21 protein-coding genes and 1 other RNA gene are annotated in these 23,284 nt (G+C 60.1%); 15 read left to right on the forward strand and 7 right to left on the reverse strand.

From position 1 onward, the window contains the following. Positions 1-20: 20 nt before the first annotated feature. The gene (locus FG13_RS25740) at positions 21-809 is read right to left on the reverse strand and encodes a GPO family capsid scaffolding protein (protein ID WP_035825637.1); all 789 of its coding nucleotides are present in this window, start codon (positions 807-809) and stop codon (positions 21-23) included. 136 nt (positions 810-945) lie between these two features. Here FG13_RS25740 and FG13_RS25745 point away from each other — a divergent pair, with 136 nt between their 5' ends. The 3 genes from FG13_RS25745 to FG13_RS25755 all read left to right on the forward strand — a co-directional run bounded on the left by FG13_RS25745 (position 946) and on the right by FG13_RS25755 (position 4,024). Further along, entirely contained in the window at positions 946-2,745 is a 1,800-nt protein-coding gene (locus tag FG13_RS25745; RefSeq protein ID WP_035828751.1) for a terminase ATPase subunit family protein, read from the forward strand. A 62-nt stretch (positions 2,746-2,807) separates the two neighbouring features. Then, positions 2,808-3,812: a phage portal protein gene (locus FG13_RS25750; protein WP_051959669.1), complete on the forward strand. Its 1,005-nt coding sequence runs from the start codon at positions 2,808-2,810 to the stop codon at positions 3,810-3,812. Then, positions 3,809-4,024 carry a hypothetical protein gene (locus FG13_RS25755; protein ID WP_035825643.1) on the forward strand — a complete coding sequence of 72 codons (216 nt, stop codon included), beginning with the start codon at positions 3,809-3,811 and terminating at the stop codon, positions 4,022-4,024. Before FG13_RS25750 ends, FG13_RS25755 begins: the two co-directional genes overlap by 4 nt. A 638-nt stretch (positions 4,025-4,662) precedes the next feature. Here the strand turns inward: FG13_RS25755 and FG13_RS29730 are convergent. The 6 genes from FG13_RS29730 to FG13_RS30290 all read right to left on the reverse strand — a co-directional run bounded on the left by FG13_RS29730 (position 4,663) and on the right by FG13_RS30290 (position 8,972). Beyond that, positions 4,663-5,676 carry a restriction endonuclease gene (locus FG13_RS29730; RefSeq protein ID WP_152598867.1) on the reverse strand — a complete coding sequence of 338 codons (1,014 nt, stop codon included), beginning with the start codon at positions 5,674-5,676 and terminating at the stop codon, positions 4,663-4,665. Positions 5,677-5,793: 117 nt separating this feature from the next. Continuing rightward, positions 5,794-6,154: a transfer-messenger RNA gene (gene ssrA, locus FG13_RS29735) on the reverse strand. Positions 6,155-6,273: 119 nt separating this feature from the next. Further along, positions 6,274-6,978 carry an HAD family hydrolase gene (locus FG13_RS25760; protein WP_035828752.1) on the reverse strand — a complete coding sequence of 235 codons (705 nt, stop codon included), beginning with the start codon at positions 6,976-6,978 and terminating at the stop codon, positions 6,274-6,276. Positions 6,979-7,046: 68 nt separating this feature from the next. Next, positions 7,047-7,742 carry a bifunctional 2-polyprenyl-6-hydroxyphenol methylase/3-demethylubiquinol 3-O-methyltransferase UbiG gene (ubiG, locus tag FG13_RS25765; protein WP_035825644.1) on the reverse strand — a complete coding sequence of 232 codons (696 nt, stop codon included), beginning with the start codon at positions 7,740-7,742 and terminating at the stop codon, positions 7,047-7,049. A 127-nt stretch (positions 7,743-7,869) separates the two neighbouring features. Then, positions 7,870-8,580: an outer membrane protein OmpA gene (gene ompA, locus FG13_RS25770; RefSeq protein WP_035825645.1), complete on the reverse strand. Its 711-nt coding sequence runs from the start codon at positions 8,578-8,580 to the stop codon at positions 7,870-7,872. 164 nt (positions 8,581-8,744) lie between these two features. Continuing rightward, a complete protein-coding gene (locus FG13_RS30290; RefSeq protein WP_152598868.1) occupies positions 8,745-8,972 on the reverse strand; it encodes a hypothetical protein in 228 nt (75 codons plus the stop codon). A 264-nt stretch (positions 8,973-9,236) separates the two neighbouring features. On the opposite strand from FG13_RS30290, the gene gyrA reads away from it, so the two are divergent. The 12 genes from gyrA (at position 9,237) to lapB (ending at position 23,231) form a co-directional block, all read left to right on the forward strand. Beyond that, positions 9,237-11,915: a DNA gyrase subunit A gene (gyrA, locus tag FG13_RS25775; protein ID WP_035825646.1), complete on the forward strand. Its 2,679-nt coding sequence runs from the start codon at positions 9,237-9,239 to the stop codon at positions 11,913-11,915. 151 nt (positions 11,916-12,066) lie between these two features. Then, the gene (locus FG13_RS25780) at positions 12,067-12,651 is read left to right on the forward strand and encodes a DUF2059 domain-containing protein (protein WP_035825649.1); all 585 of its coding nucleotides are present in this window, start codon (positions 12,067-12,069) and stop codon (positions 12,649-12,651) included. A gap of 27 nt (positions 12,652-12,678) precedes the next feature. Then, positions 12,679-13,770, forward strand: a complete 1,092-nt coding sequence (gene serC, locus FG13_RS25785; RefSeq protein WP_035825651.1) for a 3-phosphoserine/phosphohydroxythreonine transaminase — start codon at positions 12,679-12,681, stop codon at positions 13,768-13,770. 179 nt (positions 13,771-13,949) lie between these two features. After that, positions 13,950-15,020, forward strand: coding sequence for a prephenate dehydratase (pheA, locus tag FG13_RS25790; RefSeq protein WP_035828753.1), 1,071 nt, complete (start codon positions 13,950-13,952; stop codon positions 15,018-15,020). A 128-nt stretch (positions 15,021-15,148) separates the two neighbouring features. Further along, complete coding sequence (gene hisC, locus FG13_RS25795) at positions 15,149-16,255, forward strand: histidinol-phosphate transaminase (protein ID WP_035825652.1); 1,107 nt, start codon at positions 15,149-15,151, stop codon at positions 16,253-16,255. Positions 16,256-16,259: 4 nt separating this feature from the next. Then, a complete protein-coding gene (locus FG13_RS25800; RefSeq protein ID WP_035825655.1) occupies positions 16,260-17,168 on the forward strand; it encodes a prephenate dehydrogenase in 909 nt (302 codons plus the stop codon). A gap of 18 nt (positions 17,169-17,186) precedes the next feature. After that, positions 17,187-18,542 (forward strand): 3-phosphoshikimate 1-carboxyvinyltransferase, encoded by a 1,356-nt coding sequence (gene aroA / locus FG13_RS25805; protein ID WP_035825658.1) that lies wholly within the window; start codon positions 17,187-17,189, stop codon positions 18,540-18,542. Between the two features lie 83 nt (positions 18,543-18,625). Next, positions 18,626-19,294, forward strand: coding sequence for a (d)CMP kinase (gene cmk / locus FG13_RS25810; RefSeq protein ID WP_035825664.1), 669 nt, complete (start codon positions 18,626-18,628; stop codon positions 19,292-19,294). A gap of 141 nt (positions 19,295-19,435) precedes the next feature. Further along, the gene (gene rpsA / locus FG13_RS25815) at positions 19,436-21,148 is read left to right on the forward strand and encodes a 30S ribosomal protein S1 (protein ID WP_071650172.1); all 1,713 of its coding nucleotides are present in this window, start codon (positions 19,436-19,438) and stop codon (positions 21,146-21,148) included. A gap of 17 nt (positions 21,149-21,165) precedes the next feature. Beyond that, positions 21,166-21,471, forward strand: coding sequence for an integration host factor subunit beta (locus tag FG13_RS25820; protein WP_008446215.1), 306 nt, complete (start codon positions 21,166-21,168; stop codon positions 21,469-21,471). A gap of 235 nt (positions 21,472-21,706) precedes the next feature. Further along, positions 21,707-22,009 carry a LapA family protein gene (locus FG13_RS25825; RefSeq protein WP_034751796.1) on the forward strand — a complete coding sequence of 101 codons (303 nt, stop codon included), beginning with the start codon at positions 21,707-21,709 and terminating at the stop codon, positions 22,007-22,009. A 46-nt stretch (positions 22,010-22,055) separates the two neighbouring features. Further along, positions 22,056-23,231 carry a lipopolysaccharide assembly protein LapB gene (lapB, locus tag FG13_RS25830; RefSeq protein ID WP_035825667.1) on the forward strand — a complete coding sequence of 392 codons (1,176 nt, stop codon included), beginning with the start codon at positions 22,056-22,058 and terminating at the stop codon, positions 23,229-23,231. The last annotated feature ends 53 nt before the right edge of the window (positions 23,232-23,284 follow it).

The raw sequence follows: 23,284 nt of genomic DNA on the forward strand, positions 1-23,284 counted from the left end.
TTGTGGAATGGCGTGGGCGCTTAAAACTCGGTCTGCACGGCGCCATCGTTGCCGGTGGCGGCAGGGCGGCGCGGGCCGTTGCCGGGCGCTTCGTCCATTTGCGCCTTGAAGGTGGCCAGCTCTTCCTGCGTCGTTTTCTGCGCCTTTTCCGCGGCATCGAGCCGCTTGAGGGTGTCGGCGTAGTTGTCGTTGACGGTGACGACGTGGCCAGCCAGCGCCTCGACGGCTTCGCTGATGTCGGCGAACTGCGCGGCGTCGCTGCCGGATTTGTTTGAGAAGCGCGACAGCAGGTTCTTGACGGCGTCGGCCAGCTTGGTGCCTTGCGGCTCGTCAAATTCCAGCGTCACCTCGACGGCCGAGGTAAACAGGTTGGCACTTTGCTGCTTGCGGCCAGCGGAGAATTTCAGCGCTTCGGTGCCCAGGCTGGCAGGGCTGTCGGTGACGCCCAGGCCGACCAGGTAGGGCTGCGACGAGTCGGCAAAGTCGGGCTGAATTTCCAGGCTGGTGTACAGCTTTTGTTTTGCCTTGTTGATGGCCACCAGTTCCGGCGTGGGTTCGATCTGCGCGAACAGGGCCAGTTTCTTGCCGCTGTCGGTGTCCACTTCCTCGGCCTTGACGGCGATCACGTCGCCGTAAGCCTTGAACTGGCTGTCGGGCAGGATGCCGCGAATGTGCTCGAGCCAGATGCGCGCGCCGTAGGTCTTCGGGTTGTAGGTGGCGGCGATCTGCTCGATGGTGGCGCGGTCGATGTTGCGGCCGTCCGTGGTGGCGCCTTCGGTGGCGACGCGGAAGAATTTCGATTTGGACATGGTGGGCGTTCTCGGTTGATCGGATAACGCCATGGTCAACGTCTTGGCGCTGCGATTCAATGCGGGGCGGGTTGCTATGGGCCATAGCGACTTTTGCCTTTCCCCGTTCCGCGCGCGCGCGGCCTACGCTGGCGGCATGCTAGTCATTGAACAAAAACCCGAAGAAATAATCGCCGAACTGGCCGTGCCCGAATCCGAGCCGCGCCGTGCCGCGCGCGCCCTGTACTGGAAGGGCTGGCGCATTTCGTCCATCGCCCGCCACTTGGGGATCAAGCGCAGCACCATCAATAGCTGGAAAGAGCGCGACGAATGGGACAAGGCGCAGGCCATCGAGCACGTCGAGGCGTCGGCCGAGCTGCGCTTGGTGAAGCTGATCGAAAAAGAGGTCAAGAGCGGCAGCGATTACAAGGAAATCGATTTACTCGCGCGCACCATCGTGCAGATGGCGCGCGTGCGGCGCTATGAGCAGCCGGGCGGCAATGAGGTTGATCTCAACCCCACGCTGGCGAACCGCAATGCCGGCCCGAAGAAAAAGCCGACGCGCAACGACTTCAGCGAAGAGCAGAAAATCCAGCTACTCGACGCCTTCCAGGATTCGCTCTTCGACTATCAAAAGGTCTGGTTCCGCAACGGCGACCAGCGCACGCGCGCCATCCTCAAGTCGCGCCAGATCGGCGCCACCTGGTACTTCGCGCGTGAGGCGCTGGCCGACGCCATGGCGACGGGCCGCAACCAGATCTTCCTGTCCGCCTCAAAAAGCCAGGCGCACGTCTTCAAGCAATACATCGTGCAATTTGCACGCGAGGCGGCCGGCATCGAGCTGACGGGCGACCCCATCGTGCTGCCGAACGGCGCGCACCTGTACTTCCTGGGCACGAACGCGCGCACGGCCCAGGGCTACCACGGCAATTTCTACTTCGATGAATTTTTCTGGACACAGAATTTCCAGGAGTTGAACAAGGTGGCCTCGGGCATGGCCATTCACAAGAAGTGGCGCAAGACGTATTTCTCCACGCCATCCTCGACCACGCACCAGGCGTACCCGTTCTGGACGGGCGAGCTGTTTAACAAGCGCCGCGCCAAGGTGGACCAGGTCAACATCGATGTGAGCCACGGCCGCCTCTCGTCGGGCTTTACCGGCGAGGACAAAATCTGGCGCCAGATCGTCACCATCCTCGACGCCGAGCGCGGCGGCTGCAACCTGTTCGACATCGACGAGCTGCGCAACTTCGAATACAGCCCCGACCAGTTCGACAACCTGCTGATGTGCAATTTTATTGACGACTCGGCCTCGGTCTTCCCGCTGGCCGAGCTGCAGCGCTGCATGGTCGATTCCTGGGTGGAGTGGGACGACTACAAGCCGTTGCTGGGCCTGCGCCCGTTCGGCAACCGGCCCGTGTGGATCGGCTACGACCCGGCCTTGAACGGCGACAGCGCCGGCTGCGTGGTGCTGGCGCCGCCCATGACGGCCGGCGGCAAGTTCCGCATCCTGGAGCGCCACCAATGGCGCGGGCAGAGCTTCGAAGACCACGCCGACGCCATCCGCCAGATGACCCAGCGCTACAACGTCGAATACATCGGCATCGATACCACGGGCATGGGCATCGGCGTGCTGCCTATCGTGCGCGGCTTCTTCCCGGCAGTCACGGCCCTGAATTACTCGCCCGAAGTCAAAACCCGCATGGTGCTAAAAGCCAAAAACATCATCAGCAAGGGGCGGCTGGAGTTCGACGCCGGCTGGACGGACATCGCGCAATCGTTCATGGCCATCCACAAGACCCTCACCCCAAGCGGGCGGCACGTGACCTATGTCGCCGGCCGCAGCGACGAAACCGGCCACGCCGATCTGGCGTGGGCCTGCATGCACGCCCTCGATCACGAGCCATTCGAAGGCACCACCGACAACCACCACTCTTTCATGGAGATTTATTCTTGAGCAAAGCACGACACTTGCGCGCGCGCGGCCGGCAGGCCCTGGGCGCACCATCAACAGCGGCCATGGCCACGGCGCCGGCCGCCGCCGGCATCGAGGCGTTTTCCTTCGGTGACCCCACGCCCGTGCTCGAGCACGCCGACATCCTCGACTGCTTCGAATGCTGGAAGAACGGCCACTGGTATGAGCCGCCCGTCAACCTGGCTGGCCTGGCCAAGTCATTCAACGCCGGCGTGCACCACAGCAGCGCGATCCACTTCAAGGCTAACGTGCTGGCGTCCACCCTGATCCCCAGCAAGTACCTGTCGCGCGACGCTTTTAAACGCATGGCCTTGGACTTCCTGACGTTCGGCAATGCCTACCTGGAAGACCGGCCCAGCCGCAGCGGCAAGGCGCTAAGCTATCAGCATGCGCTGGCCAAGTACATGCGGCGCGGCGTCGATCTGGATACCTATTTTTTCGTGAACGGTTACCAGGCCGTGCACCAGTTCGACAAAGGCAGGGTGTTCCACCTGATGGAACCGGACGTGAACCAGGAGCTGTACGGCGTGCCCCAGTACCTGAGCGCGCTGCAGTCGGCCTGGCTCAACGAGGCGGCGACTTTGTTCCGCCGCAAGTACTACAAGAACGGCTCGCACGCGGGTTTCGTGTTCTACATGACGGACGCCGCCGCCAACACCCAGGACGTGGACAACCTGCGCCAGGCCATGCGCGACAGCAAGGGGCCGGGCAACTTCCGCAACCTGTTCATGTACGCGCCGAACGGCAAGAAGGACGGCATCCAGATTCTGCCGGTGTCGGACGTGGCCGCCAAGGACGAGTTTTTCAACATCAAGAGCGTCACGCGCGACGACCAGCTGGCCGCGCACCGCGTGCCGCCCCAGCTCATGGGCATCCTGCCCAACAATGCCGGTGGCTTTGGCGCCGTGGAACCGGCCGCGCGGGTCTTCGCGCGCAACGAGCTGGTGCCGCTGCAGGCACAGTTCATGGCAATCAACGAGTGGGCCGGCGTGGAAGTGGTGAAGTTTGCCCCGTACGACCTGGGCCTGGGCAAGGAGGGCGCGCAATGAGCGACCACGTAGACAATACCGACAAGATCATCTTCGCCGAAGTGGCGCGAGGCCTGGCCGCCGTGCGCGGCCGTCCCGCCCTGGTGGCGCATGGCTGCTGCCACTACTGTGACGAGGCGCTGGCGCCCGCGCTGCTGTTCTGCGGCGTGGACTGCCGCGACGACTACGAGAAGGAACAGGCGGCCAAGGCCCGCGCCGGCCGCACAGGATGACCGCCACGCCGCGATAGCCGGTAGGGCGGGGCCGCGACAGCCCAGCCGCGCCAGAGCGCCCCAGCCACCGCACAAGCCGCCCACGAGGCGGCTTTTTCACGTCCCGACGATTGATGTTGCTCTTGGAGTAAGAAAAAGGCCCGTTTCGGCCCGGCGCGCGCAGTTGTCCCCCCTCCACACCTGCCCGCTATATAGGGCTCTTTTGACTCAAATTTGCGTCATGGCCGAAGGCGCATGAGGACTGGTGCTGCTGGGCAAAGAGGGGGCGCGCGATTTGACGCATTTTGACGCACTTTGAGCGGTTTTTTTGCTCAGATAATGGATCGCGCGGGAAGTGCGGTTTCTGTGCTTTAGCGTTCTGCATTGCAGCTCTTTGGCTTATGTAGATTCGGTGCCATTTAGTGGGATGATAACTTGTGTGTCATCTACACCATAGTTCAACCCCGTGCTCATGACATGACATTCAAATAGGCCGAATCGATCTGAGCTACTCGCGAAATATAAAAGGTTGCGTTAAGTGCCAAATTAATATGGAGCCAGCAGTGGACGTCTCCGGCACCAATACTAATTGTGCAACGGTCAGACTATCGGATATTCAATCGGCTAATGTTATTGTATCGGCAATAATTTATGTGGCGTCATGTTTTCTTTAAGATGGAGGGATTGGGACGAATTACCATTCCTGAGTCATCAAACTTCATTTCTTTTAGTTGCTTGTCCGTTATTATTTTGTTGATGCTGCCATCTTCCGCCCTTAGTAAGATTTTTGGTTCGTCGTTTGTAATTATTTCTAATTTTTCTGTTTTTATGGAAAATGGAACAGAATATTCAAGTCCAGAAATCTCAGCAAAAATTTCACCGACTTTGATGTAGTGATTTGGGAGGTGAAAGGATGCATGAGCAAGATCTGAACCGAAGTCGTTATTCACACATATTAATCGGGATAGATCTTCAATAGAGGCTTTAATTGACCCTTTGCTATCATAAAAAAAATCAACCCGCAAATTAATTGCGATGTGCTCTTGTTCTTCTTTAAGTAGCGCTTTAAGGACACGGTCTCCCGCAGGGGTGACAATGGGCGTCCAAGTGGCTTTAGAAAAAACAGGTGTTTGTGATGTGATTGTTAACACTATTTTTTGGATTCTGCCGTCCATATCTGATTCAATCGATGGCCGAATATGCATTAAATCTATAGGAACTCCAACGATGTTGGTGGCTGCAGATGCATATTTCATAGCTTCTCGCGTGTAACCTGTTGCCGAATAGAAAACTCCTCGCTCTGCTTCCACATCAGGCAACGCACCTCCCAGTTTTTGAAGGTCGGGGCGTCCAACTTTTGCCCCTTCCTTACCTCTGCCTGTGTAATCTTTTGCTTCGCCAAATGTCAGTGCTCCATTCTTTTTTTGATGGACATCGATTTGGTACAAAGATTTGCTAAATTCGCCTCGAACCTTTGAGTCATGGGAGAAGTCTGCATCAGGACACGCAATGCTCATTGCTAATGTGGCAATTCGCTCAAAAGCCTCCCCCTCTTTAGTGCATTTTGAGTTGAAAAGTTCTTCATGCAGGGTGTCAAATATAGTAGGCATAGGTAAGTAAGGGAGGCGGTTGATGAAGTCTACAGAAAACTTTCTTTTGGGAAGCAATGCCAAGTAATAGGGAAAAAAAAGGCTGTCATTTTGTTGTCATTCCTAGGCTAAAACAGCCCAAAAACAACCCAAATAATGACAGCCTTCTTCTTGCTAACTACTTGATTCTAAACAATTCAGTGGTGGAGACGGCGGGAATCGAACCCGCGTCCGCAAGCACTCTACAGACAGTTCTACATACTTAGCACTATCATTTAATTTAACTCAGCCAGCACGGATGTGCACGTTATGGGCAAGCGAGTTACCTATTATTTAGTCGGACGCTAAGTAACCCAGCATACGACGAGTCCCTGTAAATGACTCTAGAGCTTTTGACGGCCCACCCCAGGGACGAGGTGTTCTAGAGCTAACAGCGATTAAGCTGCCAGTGCGTACGAGTTATCGTTTGCAGTTAAGTTTTTTCAGGTTGTATTTACGAGGTAGCCCGCCCTCGGTATGCCCTGCGCTGCTTTGCAACCCACGTCGAAACCAGGTCGTCCCCACAGAACCTTCATTGTAGCGCAATCTGCCCACTCTTGCATGCTGCATTCGCGCCATTGGCGTAAGGGGTCTGACCCGTCGGGTCAGACCTCAGCTTTCTGCCGCGAAAAGGGATGTGTCTCAAGCCGCCAGCTGCCGCTCCTGCGCCGCCTTCACCACGCCAGTCACCAGTTCCAGCAACGCTTGCGGCGTCTCCAGCAAATGGTCCGCGTTCCAGTGCTGTGGCTCGACGGGGCCGCAGTAGCCCCAGGCGCAGGCGACCGTGCGCATGCCGGCGGCGCGGCCGGCCTGGATGTCGCGCAGGTCGTCGCCCACGTACCAGCAGGCTTCCGGCGCCAGGTCCAGGCGGCGGGCCGCTTCCAGCAGGGGGGCGGGGTGCGGTTTCGGGTGGGGCATGGTGTCGCCCGAGATCACGCAGCCGGCGGCGCCCAGGCCGATCTGGCCGACCAGCGGGTCGGTGAAGCGGGCGGCCTTGTTGGTGACCACGCCCCAGGCCAGGCCTAGGGCGGTCAAGCCTTCCAGCAGGGCGGGGATGCCGTCGAATAAGCGGCTTTCCACGGCCAGGGCCGCTTCGTAATTGTTCAGGAAGCCGTCTTTCAGGGCTTCGTAGCCGCTTTCGCCTGGGGCAATGCCATACGACGCGCCTATCATGCCGCGCGCGCCGGCCGAGGCCGTGGGACGCAGGATGTCGTACGGCGTCGGCGCCAGGCCGGCGCGCGCGCGCAGCAGGTTGATGGCCGCTGCCAGGTCGGGCGCGGTGTCGGCCAGGGTGCCGTCGAGGTCGAACAGGATGGCGCGCGGGGCTGGCAGATGGTCAGTGATCATGGCGGGCAAAGTGTGTCAAGTGGGAATGAAAAATGGCGGCCGCGGCCGCCTTGTATTGTGCGTGATGGTTACAGCGGCCGGGTGCAGGCCACCAGGTAATTGACGCTGGTATCGCTATTAAGTGAGTAAATCTTGGTCAGCGGATTGTAGCCCATGCCGCGCATGCTGTTGACGTCCAGGCCGGCGCTGCGCAGGTATTGCGACAGTTCGGCCGGGGTGATGAATTTGTCATAGTCGTGCGTGCCTTTCGGCAACAGGCGCAGCAGGTATTCGGCGCCCAGGATGGCGAACAGATACGCTTTCGGGTTGCGGTTCAGGGTCGACAGGAAGACGTGGCCGCCCGGTTTCACCAGCGCGGCGCAAGCCTTGACGATGGCGGCGGGGTCCGGCACGTGCTCGAGCATTTCCATGCAGGTCACGACGTCGTACTGGCCTGGCTCTTCCTCGGCCATGGCTTCGGCGGCGATCAGCTTGTAGCGTACCTTGGCGCCCGATTCCAGGCTGTGCAGGTCGGCAACTTTTAGTGCCTTTTCGGACAGGTCGATGCCCGTCACGTCGGCGCCCTTGCGGGCCATCGATTCGGCCAGGATGCCGCCGCCGCAGCCGATGTCGATCACGCGCTTGCCGGCCAGCGGCACTTTCGCGTTGATCCATTCCAGGCGCAGGGGGTTAATTTCGTGCAGGGGACGAAACTCGGAAGTGGGGTCCCACCAGCGGTGGGCCAGCTCACTGAATTTTTGGATTTCGAGAGGGTCGGCGTTCATAGGTCGAATAATAGCGGCAATTTTACAATTGGGCAGCCACGGACGAAAAAAAACCCCGCCGTGGCGGGGTTTTTCATGCTGTTCTTGACTTGCGCGATGACTTGCGGCAAGTCCAGGGGATCAGCTATTACTTGTTGCGGGTACCAACAACTTCGATTTCCACGCGACGGTTTTTCGCACGGCCTTCGGCAGTTTTGTTATCAGCAACAGGTTGTTTCTCGCCTTTGCCTTCGGTGTACACGCGGTTGCTTTCAACGCCTTTGGTGACCAGGTAGGCTTTGACAGCATCAGCACGACGTACCGACAGTTTTTGGTTGTAAGCATCGGTGCCGACGGAGTCGGTGTGACCCACAGCGATGATGACTTCCAGGTTGATGCCGCCCAGTTGTGCGGACAGCTCGTCCAGCTTGGCTTTGCCTTCTGGCTTCAGCGTCGCTTTGTCGAAATCGAAGAATGCATCAGCAGCGAAGCTGACTTTTTCCGAGGTAGGAGCAACGACGACTGGCACTGGCACGACTGGTGCTGGTGCTGGAGCAGGTACGACTGGTGCTGGAGGAGCCACGCATTTGCCGTCTTGCAGGGTTTCTGGCTCTACGCACAGTGGTACGTCGCAACCTGGCACCGCGTCAGCAGGTGTCCAGTAGCCGGTACGCCAGCACAGACCGAATGGGTCACGCACGATGACGCCGCGGGCATCTTGCACGTAAGCGCTTTTTGGGCTTGGTGCTTTGATGTCAGTGGTAACTGGCGCGAATGGTGGGGAGGTTGGGGTTTGGGCCGAAGCCGAGCCAGCAATCACTGCGGATGCAGCGAAAAACAGCGTTACAAATTTATTCATTCTTTTTTCCTTTCGGGGGGTGATATCCGCAGAACAACACTGCGCTACTGGTGCTACGTGCCAAGATTTTATCATGTAGACCATATGCGCTCGTTTCAGATTGCGAAACTAGCAATTAACTTCCCAGTCATTTTGCCACACGCATCAGGGGCACACGACCGTGGTTAAATCAAAGCTTGCCCGATTTTAGACCGTGCGTTGTTTTTGCGCAACGAAAATGCCCATTTGTAACGCGTCTGTAACAATTGATCGCTTTTTTTGCCTCTTTTAAGGGCAGGTGTCTTGAACTGATATTGCCATTGTGCATTATCGACAGGGCAACATGCACGCCTCCCATGCAAACTGCCAATCTTGCCGGTATGGCCAATTTGTACAGGTAGCTGGGCGCGCATGCTAAAATCGTGCGCTTGACTGTCAAGAGTGTCGAGCAAATGCCCACGGCGGCACGGCATGGCCAGCACCTACCCTTGCGGTAGCCGTACTGGCCGTGCCGCCAGCCCGCCGATTTGTTCTGGCACTCTGCGACATGGACACCGGGCCACGCCAGCAGCGCGCGGCGCGGCGTCCACGACGACAGCCACCCAGGATATGCAGTATTGCGTCATACATTGCGTAACAGATAAGTTAACCACAGCCTGAGATCAGTCGAACCGCCAATGGATCAATTCGCAAAAGAAACAATTCCTATTTCCCTCGAAGAAGAGATGCGCAAGAGCTACCTCGATTACGCCATGAGCGTGATCGTCGGTCGCGCCTTGCCCGATGCGCGCGATGGCTTGAAGCCAGTGCACCGCCGCGTCTTGTTCGCGATGCATGAAATGAATAACGTGTGGAACCGCCCTTACGTCAAGTGCGCCCGCGTGGTCGGCGAAACCATGGGTAAATACCATCCCCACGGCGATGCCTCGATCTACGACACACTGGTGCGCATGGCGCAGGATTTCTCGCTGCGCTACATGCTCGTCGATGGCCAGGGCAACTTCGGTTCCGTCGACGGCGACGGCGCCGCGGCGATGCGTTACACCGAGTGCCGCCTGGACAAGATCGCCAGCGAGCTGCTGGCCGATATCGACAAGGATACCGTCGACTTCCAGCCCAACTACGATGGCAAGGAGAAGGAACCGACGGTCTTGCCGACGCGTATCCCGAACCTGCTGATCAATGGCTCGTCCGGTATCGCCGTCGGCATGGCGACCAACATTCCGCCACATAACATCACCGAAGTCATCGACGGCGCGCTGCACGTGCTGCGCAATCCCGAGTGCACGATCGATGAATTGATCGAGCTGATCCCGGCGCCGGACTTCCCGACGGCCGGCATCATCTATGGCGTGTCCGGCGTGCGCGACGGCTACCGCACGGGCCGCGGCCGCGTCGTCATGCGCGCCAAGACCCACTTCGAAGAATACGGCAAGGATGGCGGCCGCATCGCCATCATCGTCGACGAGCTGCCATTCCAGGTCAACAAGAAATCCTTGCTGGAACGCATCGCTGAAAACGTGCGCGACAAGAAGCTCGACGGCATTTCCGACATCCGCGACGAATCCGACAAGTCGGGCATGCGCGTGGTGATCGAGCTGAAGCGGGGCGAAGTGCCGGAAGTGGTGCTGAACAATCTGTACAAGCAGACCCAGTTGCAAGACACCTTCGGCATGAACATGGTGGCCCTGGTCGATGGCCAGCCGAAGCTGCTGAACCTCAAGCAGATGCTGCAATGCTTCCTGTCGCACCGCCGCGAAGTGGTCACGCGCCGTACCGTGTTCGAACTGCGAAAGGCGCGCGAACGCGGCCACGTACTGGAAGGCCTGGCGGTCGCGCTGGCCAACATCGATGACTTCATCGCCATCATCAAGGCCGCGCCGACGCCGCCGATCGCCAAGGTCGAGCTGATGGCCAAGGCCTGGGATTCGTCCGTGGTGCGCGAAATGCTGGCCCGCACGGGCGACGGCACGACGCCAGGCGGCATCGATGCCTACCGTCCGGAAAACCTGCCGAAGCACTACGGCATGCAGACGGATGGCCTGTACAAGCTGTCGGACGACCAGGCGCAGGAAATTCTGCAAATGCGCCTGCAGCGCCTGACCGGCCTGGAACAGGACAAGATCGTCAACGAATACAAGGACGTGATGGAACATATCGCCGACTTGCTCGACATCCTGGCCAAGCCGGAACGCGTCACCGTCATCATCACCGATGAAATGACGGCGGCGAAGAACGAATACGGCGCCGGCAACAAGGACGTGCGCCGCTCGCAGATCGAACTCAACGCCACCGACCTCGAGACTGAAGATCTCATTACTCCGCAGGACATGGTCGTGACCCTGTCGCACACCGGCTACATGAAGGCCCAGCCGATCACCGAATACCGCGCGCAGAAGCGCGGTGGACGCGGCAAGCAGGCCATGGCGACGAAAGAGGAAGACTGGATCGACCAGCTGTTCATCGCCAACACGCACGACTACATCCTGTGTTTCTCGGATCGTGGCCGCATGTACTGGCTGAAGGTATGGGAAGTGCCGCAAGGCTCGCGCAATTCGCGCGGCAAGCCGATCGTCAACATGTTCCCGCTCCAAGACAACGAAAAGATCACCGTGATCCTGCCGCTGTCGGGCGAGAACCGCACGTTCCCGGAAGACCATTACGTCTTCATGTCGACCAGCCTTGGTACCGTGAAAAAGACGCCGCTGAAGGACTTCAGCAATCCACGCAAGGCCGGCATCATCGCGGTCGACCTGGACGACGGCGACTTCCTGATCGGCGCGGCGCTGACCGACGGCCAGCACGACGTGATGCTGTTCTCCGATTCGGGCAAGGCAGTGCGCTTCGACGAAAACGACGTGCGTCCGATGGGCCGTACGGCGCGCGGCGTGCGCGGCATGAACCTGGAAGAGGGCCAGCACGTGATCGCCCTGCTGGTGGCCGAGAACGAGCAGCAGTCGGTGCTGACGGCAACGGAAAACGGCTACGGCAAGCGTACGCCGATTCTTGAATACACGCGCCATGGCCGTGGCACGAAAGGCATGATCGCCATCCAGACCAGCGAACGCAACGGTAAAGTGGTTGCCGCGACCCTGGTCGATACCAGCGATGAAATCATGCTGATCACCACCGGTGGCGTCTTGATCCGCACCCGCGTGTCGGAAATCCGCGAGATGGGCCGCGCGACGCAGGGCGTGACCCTGATCGCCGTGGAAGACGGCACCAAGCTGTCCGGCCTGCAGCGCGTGGTGGAAACGGATATCGACGAAGTCGAGCTGACGACGGAGGCGGACGCCGCGCCTGCGCCGGCGGCGGCCGACCCGGTTGATCCGGTCGATCCGGCCCAGCCGGAGTAAGATGATTGGGGCTCTTTCGGGAGCCCCAATTGCTATTGGCGCGTGCTTATGCCGCCAACAGAATTGCGTAGGTCGGCTTAGCCCGTCGGGCGTAAGCCGACAAGCATCGCCGGCAATGTCTATTTACAAGTCACTCAATATCCCGCATGCCATGAGAAAAATCGTCGCCACCTTCTTCGCCGCGTTTTCGCTGGCCTTCCTCGCGACCCTGCCGGCCCTGGCCCAGAGCACGCAAGCCACGCCCGCGCGCCAGGCGGCGCCCAGCCCCGCCATGAAAGTGGCCGTGCGGCGCATGCTCGACGCGATGCAGTTCCCGCAACTGACGCGCAACATCTTCGACCAGATGCTGCAATCGATGCCCGCCATGATCCGCCAGTCGGCGCAGCAGCAAATCAACAGCAACCCGAAACTGGACGAACAGCGCAAGGCGCGCGCGCTGGCCAGCGCCGAGGAAGAAATCCCCCTGGCCATCGCCACCCTGACGCAGGTATTGGCCGACCCGACCCTGATCGAAGAGCTGGGCGATGAAATGGTGCCCCTGTACGCGCGCTTTTACACGGTGCCGGAAGTCGAACAGCTGACGGCCTTCTACAAGACGCCGCTGGGCCGCAAGATGCTGGCTAGCATGCCGCAACTGTCGGCCGAATCGATGGCCATCAGCCAGCGCGTGCTGAACCCCCGCGTGAATGCCGTGCTTGACCAGTTCATGCGGGCGGCCACGCAGTCGCCCCAATAAGATTCCCATTTTGCCAAGGACCGTATCGTGACCCATATCTACAATTTTTCCGCCGGCCCCGCCGTCCTGCCCAAGGAAGTGCTGGCGCAAGCTGCTGCCGAGATGCAGGACTGGCATGGCAGTGGCATGTCGGTGATGGAAATGAGCCACCGTGGTCCCGAATTCATTTCCATCTACAAGCAGGCAGTGGCCGACCTGCGCGAGCTGCTGGCCGTGCCCGATAATTACAATATCCTGTTTCTGCAGGGCGGTGGCCTGGGCGAGAACGCCATCATTCCGATGAACCTGGCGGGCCTGGCGGCGCAGCAGCCGGCCACCGTCGATTTCGTGCATACGGGCTCGTGGTCGGGCAAGTCGATCCAGGAAGCGGCCAAGTATGCCAACGTCAACGTGGCCGCGTCGTCCAAGGCCACCCATTTCACGGGCGTGCCGCCTGTCTCCGAATGGAAGCTGACGCCAGGCGCCGCCTACCTGCACATCTGCACCAATGAAACCATCGACGGCGTGGAATTCCAGCAGGCGCCAGGCGTGCCGGCGGGGACCACCATCGTGGCCGACATGTCCTCGCACATCCTGTCGCGCGTGATCGACGTGTCGCAATATGGCGTGATCTTCGGCGGCGCGCAGAAAAATATCGGCCCGGCCGGCCTGACTCTGGTCATCGTGCGCGAAGACTTGCTGGGCAAGGTGCTGCCGATATGCCCGTCCGCCTTCGACTGGACCATCGTGGCCGAACATGAGTCGATGTACAACACGCCGCCCACCTACGGCATCTATATCGCCGGCCTGGTTTTCCAGTGGCTCAAACGCCAGGGTGGCGTTGCAGCCATGGAACAGCGTAATATTGAGAAAGCGGCGCTGCTGTACGCGGCGCTCGATGCGGACGACTTCTATCAGAACCGGGTCGACCCCGCATACCGCTCGCGCATGACCATCCCGTTCTATCTGCGCGACGAAAGTCTGAACGACGCATTCCTGGCCGGCGCCAAGCAGCGCGGCCTGCTGCAACTGAAGGGCCACAAGTCCGTCGGCGGCATGCGTGCATCGATCTATAACGCGATGCCGATCGAGGGTGTGCAAGCCTTGGTGAATTATCTGAACGAGTTTGCCGGACGCTAGAATGCCTGCCAAAAAGTCCAGGGCGTTGTTGCATTGCCTTGTCGTACATTCGTACTGCCAGCGGCAACGCGCCTAGCCCTGATCATTTTGTCCGGCATTCTCATGAATAAGCGCGCCGGCTCGCCGCCGGCGCAGGCCGCGCGGCCATGATTGAAGTACAGCTGACGAAACAAACCACCATGACCGATAAATTGAAACCGCTGCGCGAACAGATCGATGCGATCGACGCGCAAATCCTCGAACTGCTGAACCGCCGCGCGCAAATCGCCCAGCAAGTGGGCCACGTGAAGGCCGAAACGCAGGCGCCCGTGTTCCGTCCCGAGCGCGAAGCGCAGGTGCTGCGCGGCGTGGCCGAGCGCAATCCCGGCCCCATGGGCGACCGCGAAGTGCAGACCATCTTCCGCGAAATCATGTCGTCCTGCCGCTCGCTGGAAAAGCGCGTGACCGTGGCCTACCTTGGCCCGGCCGGCACCTTCAGCGAACAGGCCGTGTATCAGCAGTTCGGCAGCGCCGTCGAAGGCTTGCCATGCGCGTCCATCGATGAAGTGTTCCGTTCCGCCGAGGCGGGAACGGCGGACTTTGGCGTCGTGCCGATCGAAAATTCCTCGGAAGGCGCCGTCAACCGCACGCTGGACATGATGCTGCAGACTAGCCTCATCATCAGCGGCGAAGTGGCGATCGCCGTGCACCACAGCCTGATGACGAAGAGCGGCAACATGGATGGCGTCACCGCCATCTGCGCCCATTCGCAGGCGCTGGCGCAGTGCCAGGTGTGGCTGAACCAGAATTATCCGAACGTCGCGCGCCACGCCGTCGCCTCGAACGCCGAGGCGGCCCGCATGGCCGGCGAAGACGGTACGGTGGCGGCGATTGCCAGCGAACTGGCCGGCGCGCAGTACAAGCTGGGCGTGGTCAAGGGCCATATCCAGGACGATCCGCACAACCGCACGCGCTTTGCCGTCGTGGGCACCTTGCAGACGGCGCCGTCGGGCAAGGACCAGACGTCGCTGGTATTGGCCGTGCCGAACAAGGCCGGCGCCGTGTACCAGTTGCTGGCGCCCCTGGCCAAGCACGGTGTGTCGATGACGCGCTTCGAGTCGCGCCCGGCGCGCATGGGCAGCTGGGAGTATTATTTCTATGTCGACGTGGAAGGCCACGTGCACGACACGGCCGTCGCCCAGGCGCTGGGCGAGCTGCAGAGCAATGCGGCGTTTTTCAAGGTGCTGGGGTCGTATCCGGTCAGTTTGTGACGCCGACGGTGGTGTCGGATTACGGCCTGCGGCCTAATCCGACCTACAATAAGCCGTAGGTTGGGTTAGCGCAGCGTAACCCAACAAAAACCACCAGCCTAATCATTCACCAACTTTTAAAGAACACCATGTCTAAAAATATCGGTCCAGAATACGTCCGCGCCATCGCCCCTTACCAGAGCGGCAAACCGATCGCGGAAGTCGCGCGCGAGTTCGGCCTCGACGAGGCAGCTATCGTCAAGCTGGCGTCGAATGAAAACCCGTACGGCATGCCGGCATCGGCGAAGCAGGCGATGATCGCCGCCATCGATGACCTGGGCCGCTATCCGGACGCCAACGGCTTCGACTTGAAAGCCGTACTGTCCAAGCGTTACGACGTGCCGGCCGACTGGATCACCCTGGGCAACGGCAGCAACGACATCCTGGAAATCGCCGCGCACGCGTTCGTGCAGCATGGCCAATCCGTCGTGTACTCGCAGTATTCGTTCGCCGTGTACGCGCTGGCCACGCAAGGCCTGGGCGCGCGCCACATCGTCGTGCCGGCGCAAGCCTACGGCCATGACCTGGACGCCATGGCGGCGGCGATTGCCGACGACACGCGCCTGGTCTTCATCGCCAACCCGAACAACCCGACAGGCACCTTCCTGACGGCCGCGCAGCTGGAAGCGTTCCTGCAAAAAGTCCCGGCGCATGTCGTCGTCGTGCTGGACGAAGCGTACAACGAATTCCTGTCGGCCGATGACCAGTACGAGTCGACGGCGTGGGTGCGCCAGTATCCGAACCTGGTGGTCTCGCGCACCCTGTCGAAGGCCTACGGCCTGGCCGGCCTGCGTATCGGCTTTGCCATCGCCCAGCCCGTGCTGACGGACCTGATGAACCGCATCCGCCAGCCGTTCAACGTCAACTCGCTGGCGCAGGCGGCCGCGATTGCGGCCCTCAACGACAAGGCATTCCTCGAGCAAAGCGCGCGCAACAACGCGGCCGGCTACCAGCAGTTCACCGAAGCGTTTGCGCAACTGGGCCTGGAATATGTGCCGTCGCACGGCAATTTCGTGCTGGTCAAGGTGGGCGACGATGATGAAGCGGGCGCGCGCGTCAACCTGGCGCTGCTGAAACAGGGCGTGATCGTGCGTCCCGTGGGCAGCTATGGCTTGCCACAATGGCTGCGCATTTCCATCGGCCTGCCGCAGGAAAACGCCATCTTCATCGCCGCGCTGACGAAAGCGCTGGCCTGACCTTATGACGACGCCTGCACTGAAGAAGGTCGTCATTTTTGGCGTAGGCCTGATCGGCGGCTCGTTCGCGCGCGCCTTGAAACACGCGGGCGCGGTCGGCACGGTAGTCGGCATGGGCCGCTCGCCGGCCTCGATGGCGCGCGCCTTGGAGCTGGGCATCATCGATGAAATCGGCGGCGACATGGCGCAAGCCTTGCATGGCGCCGACCTGGTGCTGCTGGCCGCGCCTGTGGCGCAGACGGGTGCCATCCTGGCGTCCATCGCGCCGCATCTGCAGCCCGGCACCATCGTCACCGATGCGGGCAGCACGAAGAGCGACGTGGTGGCGGCCGCGCGCGCGGCGCTCGGTGGCAAGGTGGGGCAATTCGTGCCCGGCCACCCGATCGCGGGGCGCGAGACGAATGGTCCCGACGCGGCCATCATCGATCTGTATCAAGGCAAGAAAGTGGTGCTCACGCCGCTGGCGGAAAACGCCGCGGACGACGTCGAACGGGTGGCGGCCGCCTGGCGCGCCTGCGGCGCCATCCTGCACACCTTGAGCCCCGAAGAACATGACAAGGTGTTTGCCGCCGTCAGCCATCTGCCGCATCTGCTGGCCTTTGCGCTGGTCGACGACATCGCCAACAAACCGCACGCAGGCCTGCTGTTCCAGTACGCGGCCAGCGGCTTTCGCGACTTTACGCGCATCGCCGGCTCATCGCCGGAAATGTGGCGCGACATCAGCCTGGCCAACCAGCCGGCGCTGCTGCATGAACTGGACGCCTACCTGGCGCAGTTGACGACCTTGCGCGCTCACCTGGCCGCGAACGACGGCGCCGCCATCGAAGGCGTGTATGCGAATGCCCAGCACGCGCGGCAGCAATGGATCGAGGCGATTGAAACGGCGGAAGTACCGGCCGCGCCCACACGATAAATACTCAAGGATTCCAGCATGACCCAGACCAAGCACTACCCCCACCATATCGATCTGAAGCCGGTGATGCATGCCGAAGGCACGGTGCGCTTGCCCGGCTCGAAAAGCATTTCCAACCGCGTGCTGCTGCTGGCAGCGCTGGCCAAGGGCACGACGAAGATCATCGACTTGCTCGCCTCCGACGACACCTTCGTCATGCTGACGGCCTTGACGTCGCTGGGCGTGAAGTGGACGCAGGATGAATTGACGGGCGACCCGGCCACCGCTCACCAGATCCACCACGTGGAAGGCTGCGGCGGCGTCTTTCCGCACCACGAGGCGGACCTGTTCATGGGCAATGCCGGCACGGCGATCCGTCCGCTGACGGCGGCGCTGGCCGTGATCGGTGGCGACTACACCCTGCACGGCGTGTCGCGCATGCACGAGCGCCCGATCGGCGACCTGGTCGACGCGCTGAACGCCGTCGGCACGCAAATCGAATACACGGGCGAGCAGGGCTTCCCGCCGCTGCGCATCCGCCGCGGCCACATTGCAGCCCAGCGCATCGCCGTGCGCGGCAATGTGTCGAGCCAGTTTTTGACGGCCCTCCTGATGGTGGCGCCGCTGATGGCGCGCGACCATGCGGTCACCATCGATGTCACGGGCGAACTGATTTCGAAGCCGTATATCGAGATCACCCTGAACCTGATGCGCCGCTTTGGCGTGACGGTCGAGCATGACGGCTGGCAGTCGTTCACCGTGCAGCCGGGCCAGCAATATCAAAGCCCGGGCACGATCCACGTCGAAGGCGACGCCTCGTCGGCCTCGTACTTCCTGGCGGCCGGCGCCATCGGCGGCGGTCCCGTGCGCGTGGAAGGCGTGGGGCGCGACAGCATCCAGGGCGACGTGCGTTTCGTCGAAGCCTTGCAGCAGATGGGCGCGACCATCACCATGGGCGAGAACTGGATCGAAGCCCGTTCGAATGGTGTATTGAAAGCCGTCGACATGGATTTCAACCATATTCCCGACGCGGCCATGACGATCGCCGTCGCCGCCCTGTACGCGGACGGCACGTCGACCTTGCGCAATATCGCCAGCTGGCGGGTGAAGGAAACGGACCGCCTGGCCGCCATGGCCACGGAGTTGCGCAAGCTCGGTGCGCAAGTGGAAGAGGGCGCCGACTACCTGCGCGTGACGCCGCCGGCCGAAATTGCCGCCGCCACCATCGACACGTATGACGACCACCGCATGGCCATGTGCTTCTCGCTGGCCTCGCTGGACGGCGCCGCCCGCCGCGGCAACGAGATGCGCATCAACGACCCGAAATGCGTGGCCAAGACCTTCCCCGAGTATTTCGCCGCGTTCGCGGGGATTGCCAAAGATAGTCTTATTTGACCGAAGGCAAATTTGGGGTCAGACCCGCCGGGTCTGACCCCAGCTCTTGTTTTTGGGTTTAGTTTTTTTAAAGTGACAAAATAATGCCGACCTCCAACATCCCAGTCATCGCCATCGACGGCCCCACCGCTTCCGGCAAGGGCACGGTGGCGCACCGCGTGGCCGACAAGCTGGGCTTTCATTACCTCGATTCGGGCGCGCTGTACCGCCTGACTGCCTTGAGCGCGCTGCGCCGCGGCACGGACTTGCGCGACGAGCACGCGCTGGCCAAGCTGGCCGAACACTTGCCTTGCCATTTTGCCGGCGGCGAGATCCTGCTGGCGCATGAAAACGTCACCGAGCAGATCCGTGCTGAAGAAGTGGGCAATACGGCGTCGAAGATTGCCGTATTGCCAACGGTGCGCCATGCGCTCGTGGGTTTGCAGCTGGGCTTTCGCAAGACGCCGGGCCTCGTGGCCGACGGGCGCGACATGGGCACGGTGATCTTCCCGCATGCCCCATTGAAGGTGTTCCTGACGGCCAGCGTCGAGGCGCGCGCGCAACGGCGCTACAAGCAATTGATAGACAAGGGTTTTTCTGCTAATATGGAAGACCTTCTGATGGATTTGCAGGCGCGGGACGAACGTGATACTCACCGTGCGATTGCGCCGCTGGTTCCCGCGGAAGGGGCGCATGTCCTGGATACGTCGGAAATGACGGCAGATGTTGCTGTCGAAACCGTGTTGAAATGGTATGCCGCAGTTGCAAAATAAGCAGCAAAATAGCGTGTATTGATGTGTAGTGCATGCTATGTGGTGCCCGTTGACGGCTCCTGGCCTGTCCGGGTGTGTCAAAAACCTAACCCAGTTTAAGTCGCATCGTGCGATCTCTGCTGGATAACCTGTGTGAACCCTATGTCTACTGTTACAACTAACGAATCTACCGGTATGGAAAGTTTTGCTGCGCTCTTCGAGGAATCGTTGTCGCGTCAAGATATGCGCTCCGGCGAAGTTATTTCCGCTGAAGTCGTGCGCCTCGACCACAATTTCGTGATCGTGAACGCTGGCCTCAAATCCGAAGCATTCATCCCTGTCGAAGAATTCAAAAACGACCACGGCGAACTGGAAGTCAAAGTTGGTGACTTCGTTTCCGTGGCGATCGAATCGCTGGAAAACGGTTTCGGCGATACCATCCTGTCGCGCGATAAAGCCAAGCGTCTGGCTTCGTGGCTGGCTCTGGAAAAAGCGATGGAATCGGGCGAAATCGTCGTCGGTACCGTCAATGGTAAAGTCAAAGGCGGTCTGACCGTGTTGACCAACGGCATCCGCGCATTCCTGCCGGGCTCGCTGGTTGATACCCGTCCTGTCAAAGACACGACCCCATTCGAAGGCAAAACCCTCGAATTCAAAGTGATCAAGCTGGATCGCAAGCGTAACAACGTGGTTCTGTCCCGCCGCGCCGTCATCGAAGCTTCGATGGGCGAAGAGCGTCAGAAACTGATGGAAACGCTGAAAGAAGGCACGGTCGTGACCGGCGTCGTCAAAAATATCACCGACTACGGCGCGTTCGTGGATCTGGGCGGTATCGATGGCCTGCTGCACATCACCGATCTGGCATGGCGCCGTGTACGTCACCCGTCGGAAGTACTGACGGTTGGCCAGGAAATCACCGCCAAAGTCCTGAAATACGATCAAGAGAAAAACCGTGTTTCGCTGGGTGTGAAACAACTGGGCGACGATCCTTGGACCGGTCTGTCCCGTCGTTACCCACAAAGCACCCGTCTGTTCGGTAAAGTAACGAACCTGACCGACTACGGCGCATTCGTTGAAGTGGAACAGGGTATCGAAGGTCTGGTACACGTTTCCGAAATGGACTGGACGAACAAAAACGTTGCTCCTAACAAAGTTGTCCAACTGGGCGACGAAGTAGAAGTGATGGTTCTGGAAATCGACGAAGAGCGTCGTCGTATTTCGCTGGGCATGAAACAGTGCAAAGCCAATCCATGGGACGACTTCGGTGTTACCCATAAGAAAGGTGACAAAGTCCGCGGCGCGATCAAATCGATCACCGACTTCGGCGTGTTCATCGGCCTGGCCGGCAACATCGACGGTCTGGTGCACCTGTCCGACCTGTCCTGGACCGAAACCGGCGAAGAAGCCGTGCGTCGCTTCAAGAAAGGTGACGAACTGGAAGCCATCGTTCTGGCCATCGACGTTGAGCGCGAGCGCGTTTCCCTGGGCGTCAAGCAACTGGAAGGTGACCCATTCAACAACTTCGCAGCCATGAATGACAAAGGCTCGCTGGTTACCGGTACCGTTAAATCGGTTGAGCCTAAAGGCGCCGTGATCCAACTGTCCGAAGAAGTTGAAGGCTACCTGCGCGCTTCCGAAATCTCGCGCGACCGCGTTGAAGATGCTGGTACGCACCTGAAAGTCGGCGATACCGTCGAAGCAATGGTGCTGAACATCGACCGCAAAGCCCGTGGTATCCAACTGTCGATCAAAGCGAAAGACAACGTGGAAACCCAGGAAGCCATGCAGAAGATGGCAGCTACCGACAACAACGCAGCTTCGGGCACCACCAGCCTGGGCGCATTGTTGAAAGCTAAGTTCGATAACAAGAACTAAGACTGCGGATACGGCAGATGACAAAGTCCGAGCTGATCAACCGCCTCGCTGAGCGTTATTCTCAGCTGGTGGCGAAAGATGCGGAGTATGCCGTCAAGACCATTCTCGATGCGATGACCAACGCCCTGGCGACCGGTCAGCGTATCGAGATCCGCGGTTTTGGCAGTTTTGCCCTGAACAGCAGGCCCCCGCGCATCGGCCGCAACCCGAAATCCGGCGACAAGGTGATGGTTCCCGAAAAGCGGGTGCCGCACTTCAAACCGGGCAAACAGTTGCGCGAGCGCGTGGACGCGATGGTCGGGCAACCGATTATCGAGGATTAATCGTCTGCTGGAAGGCGACATAAAGAGCGGCGTCCTTGGATGCCGCTTTTTTTTGTTAATATGCTGAGAATACCTGACATAAGCTACTGCGCGTCGCGCTTTGCGGCCTGCGATGCTCACCGTACTCAAGTACGGTTGCGCTTCTTGGCCACAAATCACTGACGCTCGCTACGCTTCTGTCAGGCATTCCAAGGTTGTGCCATACGGGCATTTTTTGTACTTTCTGGACGTATCGATGAAAATCATCTCCACCATCGTTGGCTGTGTTCTTTTCGTCCTGTTCTTCAGTTTTGCGCTGAAGAATGCGCAGGTTGTTGACCTGCATGTTTTTCTCAATTATGAAATTCGCGGCCCCCTGGTCCTGATGCTGCTGGGCTTTTTTGTCGCTGGCGCGAGCCTGGGCGTACTGGCCCTGACGCCGACCGTGTTCCGTCACCGCCGCGAAGCGACCAAGCAAAAAACCACCATTGCCGCGCTGCAGACCGTTGGCGTGGCCAGCAATGTCCAGCCGCAACCGGACAGCGTGAGCGCGCAGTAAGCGCCGCCGTCGCTCCTATCTCTCTTACTCGAATAAAAACAATCGCATGGATTTTGAACTCTGGTGGCTCTTGGGTATCCCGATGTTTTTCGCGCTGGGCTGGATTGCCGCGCGCGTGGACATTCATCAACTGGTGTCCGAATCGCGCAGCCTGCCGCGCAATTATTTCAAGGGCTTGAACTTCCTGCTCAATGAGCAGCATGACAAGGCCATCGATGCCTTCATCGAAGTCGTCAAGCTGGACCCGGAATCGGCCGATATGCACTTTGCGCTGGGTAACCTGTTCCGCCGACGCGGCGAGACGGAGCGTGCCATCCGCGTGCACCAGAACTTGCTGGCGCGCCCGGACCTGCCGCTGGAACAGCAGGGCCACGCCGCCTACGAGCTGGGCATGGATTACCTGAAAGCGGGTCTGCTGGACCGCGCCGAAGAAACTTTCAATAGCCTGATCGACACGCAATATGCGGCCCAGGCGCGCCGCGCGCTGCTGGAAATCTACCAGCGCGAAAAGGAATGGCCACGCGCCATCGAAGCGGCCGTGGGCTTGCAGGAATCGGGCGCCGGCGCGCGCCAGAAGGAAATCGCCCAGTTCTATTGTGAACTGGCGCATGATGCGCTCGTGCACATGAAACCGGACGAGGCCATGCCGCTGCTGGAAAAAGCCTTGCAGACGGACCGCAAGAGCGTGCGCGCCACCATCCTGACGGGCGACGTGCTGCTGGCGCGCGGCGACGTGGAAGGCGCGCTGACCACCTGGCGCCGCGTGGAGCAGCAAAGCGTGCCGCACGTGGCCCTGGTGGCGCAGCGCCTGATGGATGGCTACACCAAGCTGGGCCGTCCACAGGAAGGCGTCAACCTGCTGCGCTCCTACCTGGAAGAAGCGTCGTCGATCGACCTGATCGAAGTCGTCTTCAAGGCCGTCATCGAACTCGACGGCGTGGAAGCGGCGAAGCAGCTGGTCAGCGCCGAGCTGCGCCGCACGCCGACCCTGCTGGGCCTCGATAAATTGCTGGAAGCGCGCATGATGGATGCGCCGGCCGCCATCTGGTCCGAGCTGTCGATGGTGAAAAACCTCGTGCACGGCTACACGCAAAAGCTGGCCCGCTACCAGTGCAGCCACTGCGGCTTCAAGGCGCGCCAGTTCTACTGGCACTGCCCTGGCTGCAACAAGTGGGAGACTTACCCACCACGCCGCACAGAAGAACTCAATGTCATGAACTGATTCGTACACGTCACCTTGCCCTGAGCAATGTGGCGTGTACTTCTATGTAAGAC

The organism is Janthinobacterium sp. RA13 (assembly GCF_000745325.1).
Taxonomy (GTDB): Bacteria; Pseudomonadota; Gammaproteobacteria; order Burkholderiales; family Burkholderiaceae_D; genus Janthinobacterium; species Janthinobacterium rivuli.